General features: G+C 43.6%; 19 protein-coding genes. 7 read left to right on the forward strand and 12 right to left on the reverse strand.

Going from position 1 to position 21,559, the window contains the following annotated elements; all coding sequences use genetic code 11:
- The first annotated feature begins 115 nt into the window (after positions 1-115).
- Entirely contained in the window at positions 116-1,945 is a 1,830-nt protein-coding gene (locus tag VIC_RS16950; RefSeq protein ID WP_039952143.1) for an MFS transporter, read from the forward strand.
- On the opposite strand, the gene VIC_RS16955 is transcribed toward VIC_RS16950, so the two are convergent.
- Positions 1,922-2,806, reverse strand: coding sequence for a LysR family transcriptional regulator (locus tag VIC_RS16955; protein ID WP_006961298.1), 885 nt, complete (start codon positions 2,804-2,806; stop codon positions 1,922-1,924). The genes VIC_RS16950 and VIC_RS16955 overlap by 24 nt on opposite strands.
- Positions 2,807-2,999: 193 nt before the next feature.
- Here VIC_RS16955 and VIC_RS16960 point away from each other — a divergent pair, with 193 nt between their 5' ends.
- Together VIC_RS16960 and fghA are read left to right on the forward strand one after the other, a co-directional pair.
- Positions 3,000-4,148 carry an S-(hydroxymethyl)glutathione dehydrogenase/class III alcohol dehydrogenase gene (locus VIC_RS16960; protein ID WP_006961299.1) on the forward strand — a complete coding sequence of 383 codons (1,149 nt, stop codon included), beginning with the start codon at positions 3,000-3,002 and terminating at the stop codon, positions 4,146-4,148.
- A gap of 67 nt (positions 4,149-4,215) precedes the next feature.
- Positions 4,216-5,055, forward strand: a complete 840-nt coding sequence (gene fghA, locus VIC_RS16965; protein WP_006961300.1) for an S-formylglutathione hydrolase — start codon at positions 4,216-4,218, stop codon at positions 5,053-5,055.
- Positions 5,056-5,176: 121 nt separating this feature from the next.
- On the opposite strand, the gene VIC_RS16970 is transcribed toward fghA, so the two are convergent.
- Positions 5,177-7,249 (reverse strand): PhoX family protein, encoded by a 2,073-nt coding sequence (locus tag VIC_RS16970; RefSeq protein ID WP_006961301.1) that lies wholly within the window; start codon positions 7,247-7,249, stop codon positions 5,177-5,179.
- A gap of 437 nt (positions 7,250-7,686) precedes the next feature.
- On the opposite strand from VIC_RS16970, the gene VIC_RS16975 reads away from it, so the two are divergent.
- From VIC_RS16975 to VIC_RS16990, 4 genes are all read left to right on the forward strand, one after another.
- The gene (locus VIC_RS16975) at positions 7,687-8,088 is read left to right on the forward strand and encodes a hypothetical protein (protein WP_006961302.1); all 402 of its coding nucleotides are present in this window, start codon (positions 7,687-7,689) and stop codon (positions 8,086-8,088) included.
- A 123-nt stretch (positions 8,089-8,211) separates the two neighbouring features.
- Positions 8,212-9,891 (forward strand): RluA family pseudouridine synthase, encoded by a 1,680-nt coding sequence (locus tag VIC_RS16980; RefSeq protein ID WP_006961304.1) that lies wholly within the window; start codon positions 8,212-8,214, stop codon positions 9,889-9,891.
- Positions 9,892-10,045: 154 nt separating this feature from the next.
- The gene (locus tag VIC_RS16985; RefSeq protein WP_006961306.1) at positions 10,046-10,795 is read left to right on the forward strand and encodes a substrate-binding periplasmic protein; all 750 of its coding nucleotides are present in this window, start codon (positions 10,046-10,048) and stop codon (positions 10,793-10,795) included.
- 331 nt (positions 10,796-11,126) lie between these two features.
- Positions 11,127-12,074: a hypothetical protein gene (locus VIC_RS16990; RefSeq protein ID WP_006961308.1), complete on the forward strand. Its 948-nt coding sequence runs from the start codon at positions 11,127-11,129 to the stop codon at positions 12,072-12,074.
- A gap of 54 nt (positions 12,075-12,128) precedes the next feature.
- Here the strand turns inward: VIC_RS16990 and VIC_RS16995 are convergent, their stop codons facing one another.
- The 10 genes from VIC_RS16995 to VIC_RS17040 all read right to left on the reverse strand — a co-directional run bounded on the left by VIC_RS16995 (position 12,129) and on the right by VIC_RS17040 (position 21,342).
- Positions 12,129-13,757, reverse strand: coding sequence for an endonuclease (locus VIC_RS16995; protein WP_006961309.1), 1,629 nt, complete (start codon positions 13,755-13,757; stop codon positions 12,129-12,131).
- Positions 13,758-14,065: 308 nt separating this feature from the next.
- Positions 14,066-14,680 carry a LysE family translocator gene (locus VIC_RS17000; RefSeq protein ID WP_006961310.1) on the reverse strand — a complete coding sequence of 205 codons (615 nt, stop codon included), beginning with the start codon at positions 14,678-14,680 and terminating at the stop codon, positions 14,066-14,068.
- Positions 14,681-14,706: 26 nt separating this feature from the next.
- A complete protein-coding gene (locus VIC_RS17005; protein ID WP_050778633.1) occupies positions 14,707-15,129 on the reverse strand; it encodes a hypothetical protein in 423 nt (140 codons plus the stop codon).
- A gap of 57 nt (positions 15,130-15,186) precedes the next feature.
- Positions 15,187-15,564: a RidA family protein gene (locus tag VIC_RS17010; RefSeq protein ID WP_039952146.1), complete on the reverse strand. Its 378-nt coding sequence runs from the start codon at positions 15,562-15,564 to the stop codon at positions 15,187-15,189.
- Between the two features lie 176 nt (positions 15,565-15,740).
- Positions 15,741-16,541, reverse strand: coding sequence for a hypothetical protein (locus VIC_RS17015; RefSeq protein WP_006961313.1), 801 nt, complete (start codon positions 16,539-16,541; stop codon positions 15,741-15,743).
- Positions 16,542-16,682: 141 nt separating this feature from the next.
- A complete protein-coding gene (locus tag VIC_RS17020; protein WP_006961314.1) occupies positions 16,683-17,723 on the reverse strand; it encodes an NAD(P)H-dependent flavin oxidoreductase in 1,041 nt (346 codons plus the stop codon).
- Positions 17,724-17,786: 63 nt separating this feature from the next.
- A complete protein-coding gene (locus VIC_RS17025) occupies positions 17,787-18,167 on the reverse strand; it encodes a hypothetical protein (protein WP_006961315.1) in 381 nt (126 codons plus the stop codon).
- Positions 18,168-18,310: 143 nt separating this feature from the next.
- Complete coding sequence (locus VIC_RS17030) at positions 18,311-18,949, reverse strand: hypothetical protein (protein WP_006961316.1); 639 nt, start codon at positions 18,947-18,949, stop codon at positions 18,311-18,313.
- Positions 18,950-19,043: 94 nt separating this feature from the next.
- Entirely contained in the window at positions 19,044-20,285 is a 1,242-nt protein-coding gene (locus VIC_RS26060; protein WP_006961317.1) for a pentapeptide repeat-containing protein, read from the reverse strand.
- A gap of 148 nt (positions 20,286-20,433) precedes the next feature.
- Positions 20,434-21,342, reverse strand: coding sequence for a hypothetical protein (locus VIC_RS17040; protein ID WP_006961318.1), 909 nt, complete (start codon positions 21,340-21,342; stop codon positions 20,434-20,436).
- Positions 21,343-21,559 lie beyond the last annotated feature (217 nt).

Raw genomic sequence — 21,559 nt, forward strand, 5'->3', positions numbered from 1 at the left:
ATCTCGATATGCGATATTAGTCATACAATCATCGAGCCAATAAAGAAACCAAACCATAACAATCCATTTACAACCCTCTTGTAAATGGCTCTTTTTTGCTTTTAAATCAATTGTTATGACTATCGCAGCGACACTCCGGCCACTAGCACTTCTTTTCATCAGCTCATTCTTGCTGATGAGTAGTCATGGCTTGAGCGGTATCCTACTCCCGGTTTCACTTGCGGAAGCGAATATCAGCATCCAGTCGATAGGTTTCGTCCTCTCAATGTATTCCGTCGGATTTCTGCTCGGTGCAATCCTAGGAAAACGTATTCTACGTAACATAGGCTTAGTGCGGACTTTTGCTATGTGCGGCAGCCTCGGAGCCAGTGCGATTCTTATCATGGGGCTAAATTCCGATGTCTGGATGTGGGCAATAATGCGGGCTGTGATGGGCTTTTGTATCGCTTGTGCAACGACCACTTTAGACACTTGGTTCAATAGTGTGTCGACCGAATCCAACCGCGGGAAAATTCTTGCGGTCAATCAGGTGGTTATTCTCAGCGCAATTACACTCGGCCAGTTTGGCCTCGCCATTGCACCGCCAAATGAAACCACTCTGTTTATTGTATGCGGTGTGCTTTTCAGTATTTCAGTCACCCCAGTGGTCTTCATTTCCCAGTTCGAGCCACAGATCGAGCAATCGGACTCCATCCCCCTCAAGTCCATTTACATTCTTTCTCCGCTGGGCTTTGTCACCTGTTTCGTGTGTGGCATCTTATACTCCACCATTGCCAACATGCTGCCGATATACGCAGACGGCATAGGTATCACTGGCTTCCAGCTTTCTGTCTTTATGGGCGCAGCGACAGCCGGCGGGATCTTATTGCAGCTGCCAATGGGGTATTTATCTGATCGATTTGAGCGGCGCAAAGTTATTCTTGGCAGCTGTTTTGTACTCGCTATTGTCAGTTTTGCGCTGCCTGTTTCGATTGAATGGCAATGGTCGATCACTCCACTGATTTTGGTCGCGCTGACCATGGGCCTCATTGCCTGTCTCTATCCTTTGAGTATTTCCGAAACCTTTGACCGAGCTACGAAAGCGCAACTTGTGCCAGTATTGTCAGGCCTACTTTGTATCTATGCGATCGGCTCGATTGCAGGCCCCTACACTGCCTCCATACTAATGGAGCGACTCGATAACAGTGCACTATTTACGTTCCTAATCATGGTGGACTTAGGCCTTATCGTATTCACTATTTATCGGATGTCAGTTCGCGAGGCACTGCCAGTGGAAGAACAAGAAAGCTTTGTCATGCATACACCCGCCTCTATTCATGGTGAACTAGATCCTCGAACTGAGTATCAGGAACACTCGTTGTATGTAGAAGAGGCTTTAGAACAGGTAGAAGAACTAGCAGCATCACACCCTTCCAATGCAATTACTTTTATTCGCAGCCTTGCTAACAAGCAACCCGAATGGGCTGTGACAATTGCAGAACGCGCAGCACAAATCGAAAGTATAGATACCGTCCTGCTTTTCAGAGCCATGACTCTGACCAACCCAGAGCTTTCAGTCGATATAGCAAAGCGCCTGGCTGAGTCTGACGACAACCAGATAGAAGAGCTCGTAGAATGGCTGGTTGAGAAAGAACCTGAAAATGCAATGTCGATCATCGCGGCTATCACTGAATCAATGGAATCAGACCCAACCAAGGTAATTGAAACGCTCGCAGAGCATGACCCTGACAAACTAGTCGAAGTGAGTCAGGAGCTGGTGGCCAACATGGTAGAAAACAGCAGCAATTTGAGACCCGCTGACCGTGACGACGCTAACCTGACGGAATCGGTTGAAGAATGGGTCAATGCAGTATCTGAAACTGCCCCTGAACAGGCCGAGGAAATAGCCGAAATGGTCGAGCAATCCATTCAAGGTGCAGACTTAGATTCCAGTACTCCTACCTAGCTTTTCGGCCAAAAAATCAATCAACAGACGAACTTTAGGTGACAGGTTTCTGTTTTGAGGGTACAAAGCCCAGATCCCTTCTCGATCATCCCGATAGTCAGACAACACTTCAATCAGCTCACCAGAATCCAAGCCTTCTCGCACGTAATAATCGGGAAGCTGCACTAGCCCCAACCCTCGTTTTGCAGCATCCAATAAAGCGGAGCCAGAATTGCAATGAATACGGCCGGAAACTCGTAGAGATTTTTCACGCTTGCTCTCTTTGAAACGCCAATAATCAATAGAGCCAACTAAACACTGGTGACTCTCCAGTTCAGATAAAGTATGCGGTTCGCCATAGCGCGCTAAGTAATCAGGACTGCCACAAACATACAATTGGCGACTGGATAATCTCTTGGCTACCAAACTAGAATCTTGCAAACGACCCAATCGAATCGCCACATCCACACCCATTTCTATCAGATCGATTTTTTGGTTCGTCAGGTTAAGGTCCAAATCAACCTGAGGGTAAGACTCTAGAAAATCGAGCAGTAACGGCGCTAAATGCGTTTCACCATATGTCACCGGAGCGGTCACTTTAAGCAGCCCTTTGGGAGTAGATTGCATTTGAGTCACAGCCAGCTCCGCCAACTCTAAGCCTTCGACCAAATGCTTACACTGTTGGTAGTAAACCTGCCCCGCTTCGGTGACCGACACTTTCCGCGTCGTCCGGTTAAGCAGTTTAACGGCCAGCCTTTCTTCCAACGCAGAAACCCGCCTACTGATCTGCGCAACGGAGGTATCAAGTTTCTTTGCTGCTGCGGTAAATGACTGCGTTTCCGCGACTGCGACAAACTCACTCACTCCGTCCCAATTGGCCATACTGTTTCCCTTAGTAAATCTAACCGTGACACTCTACCATTATTACATATACGTAAAAATCATTTTCAAATTAAAGGGATTATCAAATTTTAAGAAATATTTAGAATAGTCACCAACCAAGCGAAACAGCGAGAAGAGAGTTCCTCGTCTACGCTTAGAACGTCAAAAACAATTACATATAAAGGAACATCCAATGGCACTTGATATCCAACCAGGTCAAACATCTATCAAATCAAAAGCAATGGTGGCATGGGCTGCTGGCGAGCCACTAAAAATGGAAGAAGTTGATGTACAACTTCCAAAAGCAGGTGAAGTGCTAGTACGCATCGTAGCAACCGGTGTTTGTCACACGGACGCATTCACACTATCAGGTGACGATCCAGAAGGTATCTTCCCTTCAATCCTTGGTCACGAAGGTGGTGGTATTGTTGAAATGGTTGGTGAAGGTGTAACAAGCGTTGAAGTTGGCGACCACGTTATTCCTCTATACACCGCTGAGTGTGGCGAGTGTAAGTTCTGTACTTCAGGTAAAACTAACCTGTGCCAAGCAGTGCGTGAAACTCAAGGTAAAGGCCTGATGCCAGATGGAACAAGCCGCTTCTCCATCAATGGAGAAACTATATTCCACTACATGGGCTGTTCGACTTTCTCTGAGTACACAGTTCTCCCAGAAATCTCACTAGCGAAAGTAAACAAAGAAGCACCGCTTGAAGAAGTATGTCTTCTAGGTTGTGGGGTAACAACCGGTATGGGCGCAGTTCTTAACACTGCTAAAGTAGAAAAAGGCGATACGGTTGCTATCTTCGGTCTTGGCGGTATTGGTCTATCTGCAATCATCGGTGCTCGTATGGCTGGTGCAAGTCGCATCATTGGCATAGACATCAATGAAAGCAAATTCGATCTAGCGAAGCAGCTTGGCGCGACTGACTGTATCAACCCGCAAAAATTCGACAAACCAATCCAAGAAGTTATCGTTGAGATGACAGACGGTGGCGTAGATTACTCATTTGAATGTATCGGTAACGTTAACGTAATGCGTCAAGCGCTTGAATGTTGCCACAAAGGTTGGGGTGAATCGGTAATCATCGGTGTTGCGGGTGCAGGTCAAGAGATTTCAACTCGTCCATTCCAGCTGGTAACCGGTCGTGTATGGCGTGGCAGTGCTTTTGGTGGTGTTAAAGGCCGCTCTGAACTTCCTGAAATTGTTGAACGCTACATGGCGGGTGAGTTTGGTCTTCAGGAATTCATTACCCACACTATGGGTCTTGATGCCGTCAATGATGCCTTTGATTTAATGCATGAAGGTAAGAGCATCCGTACTGTTATCCATATGGATCAGTAATCCTAGATTAAGCCATTAATAAGTCGCCACATCATCCGATGTGGCGACTTTATCTGAGAGAGTATCAATGAGTTTATCCAACATCAGTCAGAATAAAGTCGCAGGCGGTTGGCACAAGCAGTACACCCATGATTCTGCAACACTAAACTGCACTATGCGTTTTGCTATCTTCCTGCCACCAAACGCAAGCAAGGAGTCTCCCGTTCCTGTGTTGTATTGGTTATCCGGCTTGACTTGTAGCGATGAAAACTTCATGCAAAAAGCAGGAGCTTTCAAAAAGGCCGCAGAACTAGGCATAGCAATCGTTGCTCCTGACACTAGCCCACGTGGTGACGACGTTGCTGACGACGAAGGCTATGATCTGGGCAAAGGCGCAGGGTTCTACCTCAATGCGACCCAGAAGCCGTGGTCTACGCACTACCGTATGTACGACTATATCATTCAAGAGCTACCTAGCGTCATTGAAGCTAACTTCCCAGTCTCAACTGTCAAGGCCATCTCTGGTCACAGCATGGGCGGGCATGGTGCGCTAACTATCGGCCTGAAAAACGCAGAGCAATTCACGTCAATTTCTGCCTTCAGTCCAATCTGCAATCCAATCCAATGCCCATGGGGTCAGAAAGCCTTCAATGCTTATCTGGGGAACGATTTTGAAAGCTGGAAAGAATACGACTCTAGCGAGCTTCTCAAACTAGCCAAGTCACCTTTACCAATTCTTGTCGATCAAGGTGATGCAGATAACTTTCTTGTTGAGCAGCTAAAGCCCGAAAATCTGGTAGTCGCATCGGAAACCCACGGTTCAGACTTAGAACTGCGTATGCAGACTGGGTACGACCACAGCTATTATTTCATCTCTACTTTTATTGATGAACACCTGATGTTCCACGCGAAACACATGTTCAAATAAACATAAATCACCAAATAAAAATCCCCTCAACCTTCTAAGTTGAGGGGATTTTTCTATTCATATCGCTATATCACCAAATTTAGCTTTGACGGTGACACGTAGCTGAACGTGAATGATACGTCTAAATACCGAGCTTTCCACCATCATAACGAGAGATAACCACAGTACTTGAACGCGCTCGCCACGTACGACCGTCTTGTGGCGTCTCAACCGAAGCGTTCATTGCTTCATGCGGCCAGTTCGCGGGATGCTGAACATTGGTGAACATATGACGGTAATCTGGAGTGAACGTAATCCCCGTCGACTCTGCTCCTTTTGGTACCACTGCAAACCGTTTTAGATGGTCTTGGTTACTCACATTGAGCACGGGTGCCCCATCAACCGATTGACCCAGGCCATCTGGAACGACAGCAAGAATCTGGTTGTCCACACCAATATCAGGTTTGCTACTGGAATCGGTCTGTAGCCATAAGATACCTCGTTGATCAAAGCAAATACCATCAGCTGACGAAAATTCATTCTCATCCGTTAACCCTGACATATTGATACTAGAAGCATCCGCTTCTGCGGACGAACCAAAGACAAAGAACTCCCACTCAAACTCCGTCACGACTGCGCCCTCCTTCCAACGAATGATATGGCCGAACTCATTGTAAGGACGCGGGTTGGCGGCATTCACATCTTGGTCAGTGCGATCGGTATTGTTGGTCAGAGCCAAGTAGACTAGCCCTGTGTCATAATCAACTGCCGTCCATTCTGGGCGATCCATCGGCGTAGCGCCCATAGCGTCAGCCGCCCCAAGCGTGTTTCTGATAATGTTAGCCTGATTACCAATAGTGTCACCAAGGCGATTTCCACTTAAATCTATCGAGTCTTCCGTTAGTGGCAACCACTCACCTTTCCCCTGCTCATCAAAACGCGCAACGTAAAGTGTGCCATGGTCCATATATTTAGCACCAATCGCCATGCGATCGGTACCAACAGGCAAGTTTTCGCTCGCGTCGTTCTCGTCCCACAAAGCATCAGAAACAAATTTGTATACGTACTCATATCGACCATCATGCCCACTGTAGAATACAACGGGTTTACCTGGTTCGATTGCACCATAAGTACAATCTTCATGACGGAAACGCCCTAATGACGAACGCTTAGCGGGTTTAGCATTTGGCGAGTACGGGTCGATTTCAATAATGTAGCCAAAGCCATTATCGTAGTTGCGAAAGTCCTCTTCAGGGGCAAGTCCAGTTGCTGAAATATCCCAGCGTTTAAACTCACCAGTAAAGGCTTCTTCACCCTCATCAGGCGTATCCCAGTCGTTAAAAGCCTCATCTGTAGTCGTGCCATAACGAGATTGAACATCATCAGGTTCCGACGTAATTTTAAAGTGTCCCGGCCAGTTTTCTTCACAAGTTAGGTACGTGCCCCATGGAGTAAAACCATTACCACAGTTGTTGTAAGTACCGTGCGTCACGTTAGATTTATTGTTTTCAGTAGTAAACTTAGTTGTGAGTAAATCACCGTCGGTAATAGCGCCTGTTACGTCCATTTCGGTAGATAAATGAATTCTTCTGTTGTATGGACTATCAATTACTACCTGCCAAATACTTTGCTCAAGTTTAATATGAACAACCGAAACACCATGAGCATAATATTCTTTACGAACATAATCAGGCAATCGGCGACCTTGCGCATCTACCTCTGGATAACCATCTTCATGGAGAATATCATTTTTTATGAATTCGTGATTCATACATAAAATACCTTGGGTATCATCCAGCGGGAAATAATGCATTCCATCGTGCATTTGGCCAACCGAGTGAAGCTGATCAATATGACTGTTCGTCCCGTCCTGTTTAAAGGGATGAATAATGTCACCATGTGAGGAAACTGAAAATAATCGAGTTCCCCATGGCGCTAATACCTGTGCAAAGTGGCCTTCCGGCACAGTAAACGCATCCTTACTTTCTGCGCTTATGGAATCGAAACCCAGAGAGTTAACACGATCAGACACATCTACTGTAGCTTCGTCTGTACCACAACCCGTCAAGCCTATAGAGCTCATGGCGCCAAATGCTGCTACCCCGCCAGTCCCTTTTAGCATGGTTCGTCTTGATAACGCTTTCGACATAATTTCAGAAAGTGGTGTCTGCTTACTTTTATTAAAAATTTCATCGGTAGTTGTACAACGACTCATAACACTGCCTTTTATTTGCTATCTATTACTCGAGCATTTGCTCCCTATGTGGCAATTATTAATAGGCATGAATTGTTAAATTTGTGTTTAATTTAAAAGAAAGAAATAAAAACCAATGAGTCTTTGGAACCAAAGTGAATATTTAATTTATTAATTATTTTTTAGATAAACTCAACCAATAAATAAAGATAATCAATTTAATTAAACCAATCGAAAAATAAACTACATTCATCATATATAATATAGCTCTTAGTTTAATATAATAAATAATATAAATCCGAATAAGAAATTTAACTTACCTTCTCCAACTGATTTTGAATGCTAACTCTACTTGATTTAATCAATATCAACTTAGAAAATAGAGTTTCAAGCTACTATCCACGCTTTGCGATTGCCTGTGATAAGCTATCACTTCATATTGGATAAAGAACAACACCATGTCTAAAGTCAAACTTTCACTACTCTCTCTTATCGCTGTTCTGGGTATTCTCCTTGCCTACGTTTTTATCCCTACGCACGTTCGCCTCGGGCAAGAGATCATTAATCAACCCATTGGCGACGGATTTCAATTGGTCGGATACAAAGCCATCTCTACTGAGCCAACAGATGGCAAACTCAACCACTACTATCTCGTCGCACAGGGTGAATCAGTGAAAGAAGCACAACCTTTCCTTATTTCTTCGGATCCATTTATCCGCGTGGAAAATGTTGTCGACAATAAGCTGGACGTCACCATCGTTGGTCGCGTAAAAACCTTCGACAACGACTTATGGATCACCAAAGCTGACGGCACAGCACATCACTGGTTGATCAGCGCCACCATCAAGTACGTTCGATAGCCTTTCAGTGTTTTAGCTTCAGCCTGAGTTGGGCTGAAGCTTCTTCCCCTTTCCACACTGGTAATCACACTCCAAACAGGTACAATCTCGCCTTCTGTTTTTTCGTCACGACGGCAAGCTGAAATGCATCAACCTGAAAATTTGTTTACTCCGTTCAACACCCCAATTGATGGTTATAGCTTGCCTGACAAGTTCACCTTCCCGTTTTTCTATCAGCCGCATCCCCTGTGTGAACTTGCTGCACAAGAATTGCAGCAACACTTAGTAGAGCAGACTGATTGGCAGCATGACTTCGGTATCGATGGAAACCAAAGTGGTACAGGCAAAATGTTCGGCGTATTGCTAGTCGAGTCCCCTCAGGGTGAAGTGGGTTACCTTTCAGCATTCTCGGGCAAGATAGCAGACCAAAACTTACTACCTGGCTTTGTCCCACCCGTTTTCGATATGCTGGCAGAAGAAAGTTTCTTTCGGGCAGAAACCGCTGAGATCATGGCGGCAAATCAGAAGTTCAATCAATTAAAAAACAACCCTCGCATTGCCGAGCTGACCGACAAGATAAGCTTGCTGAACTCTGAGTATCAGCAGCAGGAACAGTTACAACGCGAGACTATGATTGCAGGCAGAGCAGAGCGCAAAGCACAACGTAAACTCGCTGAATCATCATTGGCAGGAGAAGCGCTAAAAAGCAGGCTCGATGAACTGGCGAAGCAGAGCGTTGCGGAAAAAAACGTACTTAAATATCTCAAGCTCGAGTGGGACGAAAAAATCGCCGTCTTACAACGCGAGCTAGACGAATTAAATACCAACTTAAATGCATTGAAAGAGCAGCGTAAAACCCTGTCTAATACGTTGCAAAATAAGCTGTTTGATAACTACCGCTTTCTGAATATCAGAGGGGAAGAGAAATCCCTCAATGCAATATTCAAACCGACCAGTGCTCCCGTACCACCAGCAGGCGCTGGCGAATGTGCCGCGCCAAAGCTGCTGCACTTTGCCTTTAAACATGGCTTTAAGCCGCTGGCATTAGCCGAGTTCTGGTGGGGTGTCTCGCCTAAATCAGAAGTTCGCCAGCACGGAAAATTCTACCCTTCCTGCCATAGTAAGTGCTTCCCTATTTTGGGCCACATGCTGGAAGGAATGGCCGTTGATGATAATCCGCTGGAAGAAAACTGGGCAGAAGATAAAGAGCTAGAGATCTTATTTGAAGATGAAGCGATGGTGGTCGTCAACAAACCTTCAGGGCTATTGTCAGTCCCTGGCAAAACCATCAAGGACTCGGCGTACACACGCCTGCAGCAACGCTACCCAGATGTAGAAGGCCCCTTCGTGATTCATCGACTGGATATGGCGACATCAGGGTTGCTGGTTTTCGCTCTGACAAAACGTGCGAACAAGAGCCTACAGAAACAATTCATTTCGCGTTCAGTGCAAAAGCGCTATGTAGCATTGCTTGAAGGAGAGGTAAACCAAACCAGTGGTCAGATAGAGTTACCAATGCGTGGCGATCCTGATGATCGCCCCCGACAGCTCGTCTGTTTTGAACATGGGAAACCAGCTGAAACCTATTGGGAACTGATTGAATCTCGTGATGGTCGCTCCAAGCTCTACCTTTACCCAAAAACAGGTCGAACGCATCAGCTAAGAGTGCACTGTGCTCATCGTCTTGGGCTTAATTTACCTATGGTTGGCGATGGTCTCTATGGTCAACGTTCCGATAGATTGCACTTACACGCACAGCGATTAGAGATCGAACATCCTTACAGTAAACAGCCCATGACTTTCGAAGCGGAATGCGAGTTCTGAACCTTCCAAAAGCGTCATATAGTGGCGCTTTTTTGGTTTGCCTTCCTTAATAGACCTTAGGTTTACCAGCACAAATACCCTTAAACTTTTTGGTGATATCTTTATCAGCAACTATTCTTTTATTGAATCTATTTGCATGTTTAAGGAAGAAAAAATGCGCAGCTTAATTAAAACCTTTTTATGTCTGACCGTTTCTCTGCTCTTTGCCAGCCTTGCTCAAGCTAACACCGTTAAACTCGCCAATGGTGAGTGGGCGCCGTATCAATCCAAATCACTTAAAAACGGCGGCTTCATGACTCAAATTGTCAGAGAAGCCTTTGAAGCAGAGGGCTATCAAGTTGAGTTTACTTATATGCCGTGGAAGCGTGGCTTCGAAGAATCCAAAGCTGGTAACTTTGATGGCTCATTGATATGGAGTAAAAACCCTGACAGAGAGCAGTTTTTCCACTATACCGACTCCGTTATTACGTTAAGTACTGGCTTGTTCCAACAAAAAAGTAAACCTGTAAGCTGGAGCAGCAAAGAAGACCTTAAGAACTTCAAAATCGGTGGCGTAACAGGTTATGCCTATGGGGTCGAGGATATGGAAAAAGCCGGAGAAATCAACATACAGCGTATCGCCAGTGCTGAAAACAACTACAAAAAACTCAGCGCAGGCCGACTAGACATTGTATTGGAAGATATGGATGTTGGTATGGAGACCATCACCAAACTCAATTTAACCGATAAAATTGAGCCGAATGCCAAAACACTGTCCGCAAGAGACTACTTCGTTATCATTTCGAAAAAATCCCCTCGTTCACAAGAGCTGGTTGATGCCTTCAACCGAGGACTAGCGAAACTCAAAGCGGAAGGCAAACTGGATGCTTACCGCGAAGCCTCAATCCGAGGCGAGTATAAATAGTGCTTATTGACTGCAATACGAATCGATATTTCTAAAAAGGGATGGCTAGTGCCATCCCTTTTAGTTTTCTTTACCTTTCACCCAAAAACTCGTTTTTGACTATTTATTCACCTGATACAGCTTTCAATTTCCTTGATGCATCAAGCGTAAACAAACACGATAAATGTCAGCAGTCCTGACGCCTCGCCTCAAATCTCCAAAAACAATCTCAAGCCCACTTAATGATTATTAATCATCTAGAAAACAATTTATATGCAACTAGATTTAAACGCATGTTCGACGCGTCCTGAACTAACACTCAATTTTAATCAACTTTTTAAACGAGGAACTAATGAAACCTACACTACGAACTCTCTCCGCTTTAGCGCTTATTACTTTAAGCTACAACGCTCTCGCGAAAGACCTTTACTTAGTCAGCAGTTATGATGATAAGCCTTACAATGAGCTGCAGATACTCGATCTCGATACCAAAGAAACGAGTAAGTTAGCAGATATTAATTATGGCGGTCGTTTGGCAGTCACAGAGAATTCAATCTATGTGACGACAAGTTCTCCGAGTACTCAAGCCTTGTCGCGTGTCACTTTGGACGGTCAAAAATACCGGATGGTGAACAGAATTCCTATGACTGGTGACATTCCGGTTGTGGTCGATAAAGAAACTGGGCAAGTGTATACCTCCAGTATCACTCAAGACACTGTGGTTGAGGTTTATCCGGACTACACAGACTCGCCAGGAGCGCCAATTGAGGGAGAAGATTTCCGGTTTATATTCGGAGATACGATGGAAGAGTGTGGTATTGCCTACTGTGCGAACAACACTGCATTGGCTATCGATAACGCTAACGAGCGGATGTACATGGCACTAGGCGTTAACCAAGAAACGGAAGTCATCAGCTTTCCATTAGGTGAACACTCAACTGTAGACAGACGCCAAGAATTATCGGTTGAAGACGGTATCGACCACTACGAGGATTGGCACAAAATCATCGCAATGCATTTAGATCCGAAAGACAAGTTCCTTTACTTTGCTAATGAACATGGCATTTATCGCGCAAACATCAAAGGAGAGTCGAGAAAGGTCGAAAAAATCCTTTCAATTGACGAAAGTAACGGATTTGAAGGCGTTGTAGATATGGAAGTCGATTTCGATGCAGGTAAGCTTTACTGGGTACAGATCGGAAAGCCAGAAATCTACTCTGCTGATCTCTCAGGCGAAAACGTAAAAGTTGAGTACGTTACTCAAGGTGGAACCACATTTGAATTAGCCTTTATGGACTAGTACTTTCACACAAACCAAAAGGCCTAACATATGTTAGGCCTTTGATTGTTTCGGTTAGTCTCCCCAAACCATGTTGACGAACTCTGGGTGGTCAACATATGGGTTACGGTTACCTTGGAAATTGTACACCGCGTTGTTGCGATCAATTTCCTTCTGGTCGACTGGGTCATTGGCATGCCAACGTTTTAACATAGCCAAAACCCAAGGTTCAAATACCGTCGTATTAGTACCGTTGAGCACAGCGTTGGAGTTATCACTATTCCCTTCCCAATTAGCGATTTCGTTTTCGTAGCGTGTCGCCATGTAGAAGTACGCACGGGCCAAATCACCTTTGAACTCATCAATAGGTTCAAACACAGTACCAGAGTACCCTAGACTAGAAGCTGCAGAACCAACTTTTGAGCCGTTAGAAGACGTGTACGTCGCGCTGCCAACTTCACCGAATGGCCAGTTGCTGCGTTTCGCATTCACGTAACCATCTGTCGCATACAAGTGGTGACCATCCGAGTTCATTGGTTCCACTTTTCCACCAAACCAACTCTTAGGGAAAGAGTGTTCGCGGTTGTAACAGTCACCTTCTTTACTGTACTGGCCGCATTGGTCTGTCACTTTAGTAAAGTTAATCGAATCACTGCCAGATACCTTCTCTGAGTAGATATCGAGAATCGTCCCGTCCTTCTCATAGTAGTTGTCGATATCAGCGGTTTTGACTAAATCCCAAACAGCAGAGTAGCCTTGCGAGTTGTGGTTATTGATGATGTTATACAGCGCAGTCTTCAACGTATAGCCTGTCTTACCTTCGGCTGATTTGTAGTAGTCACCGAGCACTGGTGGTTCTGGATCAGGGTCGCTACCACCAAGCGTAAAGGAGTGCTGAGAAGAGTTGGTAAAGTCGCCACCAGACGCAAGAGTTTGACCGTTAGACGTTAGCGTGTAAGACCCATTTCCAGAGCTACAGCAGATGCCATCGCCATAGGAATCAACTATTTCAAACACATACGGGCCTGATTCAACACACATCGCCTTTTCATAGCTGGTGTTATTACCGTAGTCAGAGCCAGAGAATAGAGTCTGATTGCTGCTGTTTTTCAACGTCCAGCTTGTTTCAGATCCATAACTGTCCGTCGTCAGGTTGAGTGTGACTTCATGATTGCTACAAGTTGTCGGAGGCGGTGTTACAGCACCATCAGATGGCTGGAAGTTATCTATGTAGACGACTTCGGAACCATCAAATCCAGACTCGTCATAGAAGCGCAGCCCAACGTTTATGCTCTTGGTGCTGCTGGCCGTGTACGAATAAGCAATATCCTGCCATTGACCGGTTTGGCTAGGTACGCTGTAATTTTGGTATCCATCCACATACAGGCGTGCTTTAACATTGCCTTCAGTGTGATAAACAGACACAGAAAAATTATACGTCTGCCCTGATACCACACTTACAGACTGCTGAAAGTCCGTGTTGCTTTGCGTACCGGTATTGACCGTCACTTTTGCTGCATTGCTACCACTTTTTACAATGCTGGTTTCCTGTGACACCGAAATGCCACTATCGATTGTGTTCCACCCTGTTGGAGAGGAACTGCTCCATTGTTCGAAATCACCATTGGTCATTTCAGCCAGAGCAAGCGTAGGGGTAAGAAATAGAGACGCCAGTAAGACGCTTTTATTCAACGGAGAACTCATCTTGTTTCCTTTTTATTTTATAAGTCCGAAATATAGATTAAATTTTATCCATTGAAATACTAAAACCTGTGTCGCAATTTTAAGCAATAGCACTAATAAGAATTCAAGAAAGTTTAATATTCCGCCCACTTTCAACAGATTTAACAATAAAATCCAATGAGAGATTAATTCCAAAAAAATAGGGATAGAAAAAGAGAGATATAAACAGTTGGTTAAAATATTTAGATTCCCATGGGGAAAATAAAAAACCACCAGCGTGATGCTGATGGTTTTATTGTTTATAAAGTGTAAAGATGGCAGTAGCTATTCTATTGTCTGCTAATCAGTAAATTGGCTCCTGAAAAAGCAAGAAACGCAGCACACGCTCGATTAAATCGTTTCGCCATCGCTGGTCGTGAAAACCAATTTCTCAAATACAAACCAAATAATGCATAGATACTGATTGCTGCAAGCTCTAGAGTTAAGAACGTAATACCTAACGTAAAGAATTGCTGATCCACGTTCGCCGTCACATCGACAAACTGAGGCAAAAACGCAGTAAAGATAAGAATCGCTTTCGGGTTTCCTGCTGCCAGTGCAAACTCCTGCTTCGCGAGACCAAAGTGGCTACGCGTCTTATCCAACTCTGCGACTGGGCTGGCTTCAGAGCGCCATAGGTTAAACGCAATCCAGAGTAGATACAGAGCGCCCACCAGCTTGATGATGAAGAATAACGCCTCAGAGGTGTAGAGAATCACGGCTAACCCAGACGCCGCCAGAGCAATCATAAACGAGAAAGCGACAATGCGCCCAAACCCAGCAACCAACGCTGCTTTAAAACCATAACAACGGGCATTGTTCATCGACAATAAGTTATTTGGCCCTGGTGTCATATTGAGTGCAAAGCACGCAGGGATAAATAGCAGTAACTTCCAAAATTCCATGTCGTATCTCTTTCCAGTTATCTCTTCTATACGCTCGAAACATGCGCATATCGAGAGAACTTAAATTCTTCCGGTTTATTCTTATTCGCCCAAAATGCAGGGCCACCAAAGTTTTCTACTGCTCGATAATACAATCTTGCACGACGTAAACGAAGCTTTCTCAGAAGACAGAACCCGCCCTCATCTTCGATAGTGCGAATCATGTTATTCAGAAAAACTCTATCTGCTGTATTTTTGTCGTTAATATCTTTGCCATGATGGTACATCCAATCATGGATATTGCAGCTCTCGGATACCGACAATCCATATAAGGTCTCCGGTACTAGCTTCCCTTTCCAACCGGACGTACCACATCCATTCACAATTTGCCCGAGCTCATCTTGTGTTGCCGCCCAGTAGCTTTCAGGGGCATACAATTCCAAGTTTTCTCTATTGCTTTTATTACTCATTTCAAATCCTTTTTAGTCTCTAATCTTAGCTGATTAAGCAGGCCTTAAAATACAGCCTTAATCACTCAAAGCTACGGTTGCCTCTATCTCTATCTTCAAATCGGGATGAATCAATTTGGAGACTTCAACCAGCGAGCAAGCGGGTAGCTGCCCTTCATAGAAGGTAAAGAGCTGCTCACGAATTGAAGGGAGTAAGCTGATGTCAGTCACGAAGATTGTTAGCTTAATTAAATCGCTTTTAGTACACCGCTCGTGATCCAGTATCCGCGAGATCTGGTCTAATACTTCAGCACTTTGCTCAATTAAGCCTCCAGATTGCGATTCAGTGCCAAATGCCGTCAGTCCGGAAATGTACAACGTCTTATTGTGTTTGACTGCATGAACATAGGGACCAGAAATCGGCGGCAGAAAATCATAATTAAGTTTTTGGGTCATAAAAGGAACATCCTGAGTAACCGGCTAGAAAGGAAGATCTAGATAAATGGAGAAGCACTAAGACCGCTAAACATACTCAACGCACTGAATTGAATCTATCAAAATACAACAGCTAACAAGCCAGTGTTTCACTTAAAGTGCCAAAGGAAAGGTGCGTTAGCTGTTGGTTTAAACGGTTAACTAAGTTTTGATCTAATAATGCTTGCTAACGGCTTAATCACGCCTTTATCACCCCAATACTGGCCATGGCTGAATGGGTTCCATGATGCAATAAGGCCTCCAGCATTGATCGGATGATCCCTAACTAACAAATTGTAGGAATCACCTAATTGTCTCAAAGGCCAGCCAAGTACATCGTCTGGGTCATAGTAGTTATCCCATCGGAATGAAGGGTGTGGACTTGGGAAACATTTTCTTTCTTGTAATCCAGCGTTAAACAGAGGGATGTTACAACCTGTGGTGACGAGGTTCTCGCAAGTTTTCAATTTCATGAATGATTCCTTGCGTTCTTCGTCACTGTAATCCTTGAAAATATTGAGACCATGCTCTGCGTCCCATATGTAGTTTGAGATAACCTGACAACCAAGAGACTGAGCAATAATGATGACTGGCCTATCTTGATTCCCGCCGATATCAAGATAGGCGTGTTCAAGGGTTTTGAAGATTTCCTTCTGAACTGCAAGATACTTATCTTTCCGTCTGTGTGAGCTGTGTTCAAGCGAACCAGCATCACCAAATCCATAAAGGAAAAACTGCCTCAATCGAGTCGCATCCAAATCGTTACTCGGCTCTGACATCATTGCTTGCCATAGTTCATCTTCTGGCTGCTGCAAAATAGGCGCGTATTGAACATTCTGAAATGACACCTTCGTCCATTCAGAACCCAATTCCTTTTTCAGTTCTTTCTCTAGCTCATCATAATAATCTGGTTTTACCTTTCCCATTCCATGTAATGTTATTAACGCTACTTCTTTCATTATGATTTCCTTCTATAAAGAGCCATTAACAACAGCAATTCAACTGGCAAGGTTGATCGCTACTACTGCTAAGAATAACGTCTATGTGAAACTATGCGTCTGGTGACGGCCCACTTACTTCAAAACACCGAGTGTATGTAGTCAGCACTTTCCAGCTAGCTGCAATGTGAGCTCTTTTGCTGAAATCTCTTTGCATCCTTGCGTATTCTGGCCACACCATAGTGGCGAAAAGTCATTAAGCCCCTGCTTTTCTGCGCGGCTACGTAATTGAGACATTTCGATTGAAGCGTATGGGAACTCTGGTGCTAGCTCTGTCATACATCCCAGCTCATCCATAACGCGGTTCATAATCCCTCTAGCGGGTTTACCCGAAAAGATATTCGTTAATGCAGTATGAGAAGACTTTTCGCTCTTTATTGCCCGCTTATGAAGATCTGATGTGTTAGCTTCTGTGCATAGCATGTAAGAAGTACCAATTTGTACTGCCGACGCGCCTAATTGCATGCAAGCAAGTACTGAGTTGCGGTCACTAATGCCGCCAGCGGCGATAACGGGCACCTTCACATGATCAACCACTTGCGATACAAGTGACACTAGCCCCATTTGAGTAGAGATATCACTGGATAAGAACATGCCTCTGTGCCCTCCAGCTTCTACACCTTGAGCGATGATTCCATCCACGCCATGTGAATCCAGCCATATCGCTTCTTCTACTGTGGTTGCAGATGAAACAACTTTGGTTCCCCAGCTTTTCACACGTTGTAATAAGTCTTTGTCTGGAAGGCCAAAATGAAAGCTAATGAACTCTGGCGAAAAAGGCTCAATTGCATCAGCGATATCATGGCTAAAAGGCACTCGACTGCCACCAACGGAATGTTCTATTTGTAATTCCAGTTCTTCAAAGTAAGGCTGAAGTGCATTTCGCCACACCACCTGGCGACCTTCATCGTAAGGTTTAGGATCATGACAGAAGAAGTTCAGGTTAAAAGGTTTGCTCGTGGATGCTTTGATTAACTCAATTTCACTGACTATGCTTTCAGTCGTCAACATACCGCAAGGTAGGGAACCTAGCCCACCAGCCTCACTAACCGCAATAGCAAGGGCACTTCCTTGTACCCCTGCCATCGGAGCCTGAATGATCGGCAGCTCGGTTCCTAAAAGTTCTTTAAAATCTCTATTCATCGTCATCCTTTGCTGAATTTGAGTTTTAAGATTAGGCCTTGGGAATCAATCTTAGACGCTTTGTTAGATGCTAGTTTCAAACTCTTCAATTAACCCCTGCTTTTTTAATTCAGAAGTAATTGCACCGCTTGTACGACCATGAATTTCAGACAGTTCGTCGATTGACTTGTTTGCATCAAATGCGTGCACTAGCCTTTCTCGCTCTTCTTCTGACCAAGGAAGTCCAGCATTCTTAGGAAGACCTTTCAAAATATTTTCTTCCTGTTTTTGCTCAATTGATTTTTTACCTTTCTTTGGTTGCTTTACTGCTCCAATAACTGTAAACAAAGACCGTATAACTTCTGGGTTATTATAAAGTGAGCACTCAGGTAAGGCTTCACCTGAAGTCGGGTCGATTCCATTTGCTAGTGCTTCAACATTTTTTAACGCAGCCAAAATATCCATATACACTCCAATTTGTTATTCGCATTTAACGCCTATTCAAGGTGTGAGCAACGCTATACAAAAGCCTCCGCAGATCACCTTAAACACTAAACACAACGTATAGTAAAAATGCCATGCGTTGCGTGCCCCTCTTGAGCAGGTTGTTACGTATATGTTGCATAAATCTCGGAGCACAGAGCATCAGCCCACATAAAACATTTGCTACCACTCTCTAAGCCTTCAGATTCAGCAATATCTCGCCCCATATTTGTAAGCTGAATTAAACTAGACTCAAGAGAAAGGTATAAGTCTCGCCAAATTTGATATTCCATTTTGGATGGTCGTGACTTATTTGGTTCAGGTTCTTTGTAAAGAGCCAACTCTTCATTAGCTAAAGATATGTTCCCTTTATGCTTGATGATTAGATGAGTGTAAATTGTCCTCACATTCCCAACCCAAAATTCATTTGGATTAAGCATCATTGCGATCTCAGAGCCAACACTAATACGCAGATATGGCAAATTTGAGTCATAAATCGTTTTCGGTACGTGGTTCACGTCTGGCGCTGATTTCAGTTTGCTAGCTAATTGAAAAACAGAAGAGGCTGGGCTGGAACTTAATACTTTAGGACCAAGAAAATGCTCAGATGCACTGTAATTACCTTCTGGCATTTCTATTCCTAAAGCCAACTGACAGTAATCATTTACTTTTTCGTTTTCAAAATGTCTTGTGAGTAATTGATGAGCATTTTCTCTCTTATTATAGTGCTCAACTACATTTCGAATGTTGATTCCTTCAAACAATTTATTCTCCTTAGTCAATTAATATACATAACGCCCGCGTAATAGGCGTGAGCTTGCGAACGTCCTGATTAACCTGTTTGTTATGTTCAACTGTCTACGAACTAACTGCACAAGCTCGGGTGACATTTTTTGACCATTCCACTGTATCGCAACTAGGAATGGAAAGCCCTTGTGGTAAAGTAACCTCATCTCCACATGCTTTATTTAATTGTTCTTGAGTTAAGCCTTTTACATTACTCATATCCAAAATAGATAATTGCGTTCTGACTAAAGTCGCGTCAGTAAAATCAGCACCATCAAGAGTAGCGCCATAAAAGTCAACGTCAGTTAAAAATGCTCCTTTAAAACTCGAATTTCTCGCCTCAATACCACTCAGATCTGCACGGTACATAGATGCATTCGAGAAATTCACCGAGTCAGCTTCAGCAGCGCTCAAACAACTATTGTCTAGTTTTGCTTCGGTAAAATCGCTACCCACTAAGTCAGCAAAAGCAAAGTACATATCTGTTAATGGAGCATCTCGTAGATAAGAATATCTGAAGTTAGTATTAGACTTGGCGGTTAACTCAGTTAAATCGACGCCGTAATTATGTAGTGTAATTAATATTTGTCCTCGTTCTGGGCTTAATCTTAATTCTGTAACCAACGGAACCGGGTCTTGGGCTAACAATTGTCCAGAAGACCCGGAGAGTAACTTCGAATTGATCATCTCACCAGCCCACAATGCTAACCCAGAATCACTACCACCCGCAGAAAGAATCGACTCGACAGATGTTTCCTCACTGTTGACCCAACGATATGGCGATAGTGCATTTACCAATCCGATAATGCGACTATATAGACGTTTACTAAGGCAATAAGTGTCGCCCCTCTGCGCAAGAACCGGATACTGTTCCGGTGCACATACTTTTGGATCTCCACTTGTTTCTTTCTCGATAGATCCAACAATAAGGGGGAACAACTGAAATAGTTGATTGTTACGTTGAGACTCCACCAAATAGCTATCAACGATCGCTAAGTGGTTCTGCAAGTCTAGCTTCTTATTCTGTTCAAAGAACAGAAAATTGGCGTGTAACGCTAGGAAGCCACCTACTCCCAAGGTTAATACGATGGCTGGACGTCCGAAGAAGACATAACGAAATAGTGCGCCCCATGCCCCCATTTTACGATTAGCAGTCCATTCATTATTTACTGTTGCACGATATACATTTCGAAAAACTTCCAAAAGGCGGTGTTCCTGCCCAACTATTTCATCTTCACAGTTTTTTAACCGTGAGTCCAAGGAGGATATTTCATTAGTGTTTAACGATGCTTCAGAGTTATTTGTTCCATTCATAGCGACTCCTTTCCCTACTCCGAGAATTCGACTACATATATATAATGCCGCATTAAGGTGTGAGCAACGCTGCCAACAAACTTAACCATACCACCGAAAACACAGAGCAAAACGTTGAGAATCACTCTTAAGTACTTTGTTAGAAAAACTAGAATACTCGTACATCTCCATCTAAAAAGGTATTGGAAAAACTAGTACTCTTAGTAACATGATCCCCAAATATGGTATCGTACTTAAGAAGGACAAATGTTCCTTTTGTGAATGAATCAAATCTACAACTTTGATTTTCTAGCTTTCCACACAATTTTTCTTGTAAGGCAAAGGGGAGTTTTTCTTCATTTGAAACTGTAAAATCTACCAAATCTTCTGGTGACGAACTTTCACTAATTTCTTGCACATATTTAGACAATGGTGCTATCGGAAAATCATGATCCTCACCAGAACGAATGATCAAGTTATCTATATGATACTGCTTACGAATACTATCTTTTGAAATGATTTCTTGATCTGTTCCTTTCCAGAAAGTGGCAGTTACATTTTTAGCAGACACAGTAGAGCCATTTTTAACAACAGCAACCACGTAAGGTTCATCAATTCCCCAGTAATTTTTTAGTTCGATAGATTGAATTTCTATTTCTGTAGGATTCTGGTCTTTAATAAGAGCTTCACTATTTTTCATAGAACTAGGTGTCTCAGGTGGCAATACGAGCTTATTTTGGAGGTCTCTCCAGACATCCATTTTACAATTAGCCGACTTGTTGACAATTGAAGCAAGATCTTTTTGAAGGACACCTTCATATTCATTGCTCTCGTATTTTACCGCTCCTTCTAGTCCTAAATCAGCTAACTTTTTTACTATGCCACTCACCTTCGCTTTTGCTTCTCCAGTAAGTTGTACACCTTCTGTTCCTCCTGATAACGGAACATTGTCGCAAAGTTCTTTTGCTGTAGTGACTATTAAATTAAGTGCCTCTTTTTGTTTATCTAGTTCATAGCCGTAGCTACTCCAAGATAGTGCCATTCCTGTAGCTAAAATACTGATTAATGAAAATTTCAAATTAAACTCCTTTTCTAATATTTGTATATTGTGTGAGCTAACTCTAGCCAAAAGTATGCATGCTCAATTTCACCACGCAATAATGTGCTAAGCACCTCTGTTAACCCTATGAAAGGCATGGAATATAACAAACATAACCATGGTGAATGAGTGTGGAGATCTCAAAAATAAGCAACTGATAACATGCGCATCGAGTTGAATTTAAAAAATGTGAAAG

Source organism: Vibrio coralliilyticus ATCC BAA-450 (genome assembly GCF_000176135.1).
Classification (GTDB): Bacteria; Pseudomonadota; Gammaproteobacteria; order Enterobacterales; family Vibrionaceae; genus Vibrio; species Vibrio coralliilyticus.

Excerpts from the sequence above, each read along its gene's own strand:
- VIC_RS16950 (WP_039952143.1), top strand. The coding sequence starts at position 116 with ATGACTATCGCAGCGACACTCCGGCCACTAGCACTTCTTTTCATCAGC.
- VIC_RS16955 (WP_006961298.1), bottom strand. The coding sequence starts at position 2,806 with ATGGCCAATTGGGACGGAGTGAGTGAGTTTGTCGCAGTCGCGGAAACG.
- VIC_RS16960 (WP_006961299.1), top strand. The coding sequence starts at position 3,000 with ATGGCACTTGATATCCAACCAGGTCAAACATCTATCAAATCAAAAGCA.
- fghA (WP_006961300.1), top strand. The coding sequence starts at position 4,216 with ATGAGTTTATCCAACATCAGTCAGAATAAAGTCGCAGGCGGTTGGCAC.
- VIC_RS16970 (WP_006961301.1), bottom strand. The coding sequence starts at position 7,249 with ATGAGTCGTTGTACAACTACCGATGAAATTTTTAATAAAAGTAAGCAG.
- VIC_RS16975 (WP_006961302.1), top strand. The coding sequence starts at position 7,687 with ATGTCTAAAGTCAAACTTTCACTACTCTCTCTTATCGCTGTTCTGGGT.
- VIC_RS16980 (WP_006961304.1), top strand. The coding sequence starts at position 8,212 with ATGCATCAACCTGAAAATTTGTTTACTCCGTTCAACACCCCAATTGAT.
- VIC_RS16985 (WP_006961306.1), top strand. The coding sequence starts at position 10,046 with ATGCGCAGCTTAATTAAAACCTTTTTATGTCTGACCGTTTCTCTGCTC.
- VIC_RS16990 (WP_006961308.1), top strand. The coding sequence starts at position 11,127 with ATGAAACCTACACTACGAACTCTCTCCGCTTTAGCGCTTATTACTTTA.
- VIC_RS16995 (WP_006961309.1), bottom strand. The coding sequence starts at position 13,757 with ATGAGTTCTCCGTTGAATAAAAGCGTCTTACTGGCGTCTCTATTTCTT.
- VIC_RS17000 (WP_006961310.1), bottom strand. The coding sequence starts at position 14,680 with ATGGAATTTTGGAAGTTACTGCTATTTATCCCTGCGTGCTTTGCACTC.
- VIC_RS17005 (WP_050778633.1), bottom strand. The coding sequence starts at position 15,129 with ATGAGTAATAAAAGCAATAGAGAAAACTTGGAATTGTATGCCCCTGAA.
- VIC_RS17010 (WP_039952146.1), bottom strand. The coding sequence starts at position 15,564 with ATGACCCAAAAACTTAATTATGATTTTCTGCCGCCGATTTCTGGTCCC.
- VIC_RS17015 (WP_006961313.1), bottom strand. The coding sequence starts at position 16,541 with ATGAAAGAAGTAGCGTTAATAACATTACATGGAATGGGAAAGGTAAAA.
- VIC_RS17020 (WP_006961314.1), bottom strand. The coding sequence starts at position 17,723 with ATGAATAGAGATTTTAAAGAACTTTTAGGAACCGAGCTGCCGATCATT.
- VIC_RS17025 (WP_006961315.1), bottom strand. The coding sequence starts at position 18,167 with ATGGATATTTTGGCTGCGTTAAAAAATGTTGAAGCACTAGCAAATGGA.
- VIC_RS26060 (WP_006961317.1), bottom strand. The coding sequence starts at position 20,285 with ATGAATGGAACAAATAACTCTGAAGCATCGTTAAACACTAATGAAATA.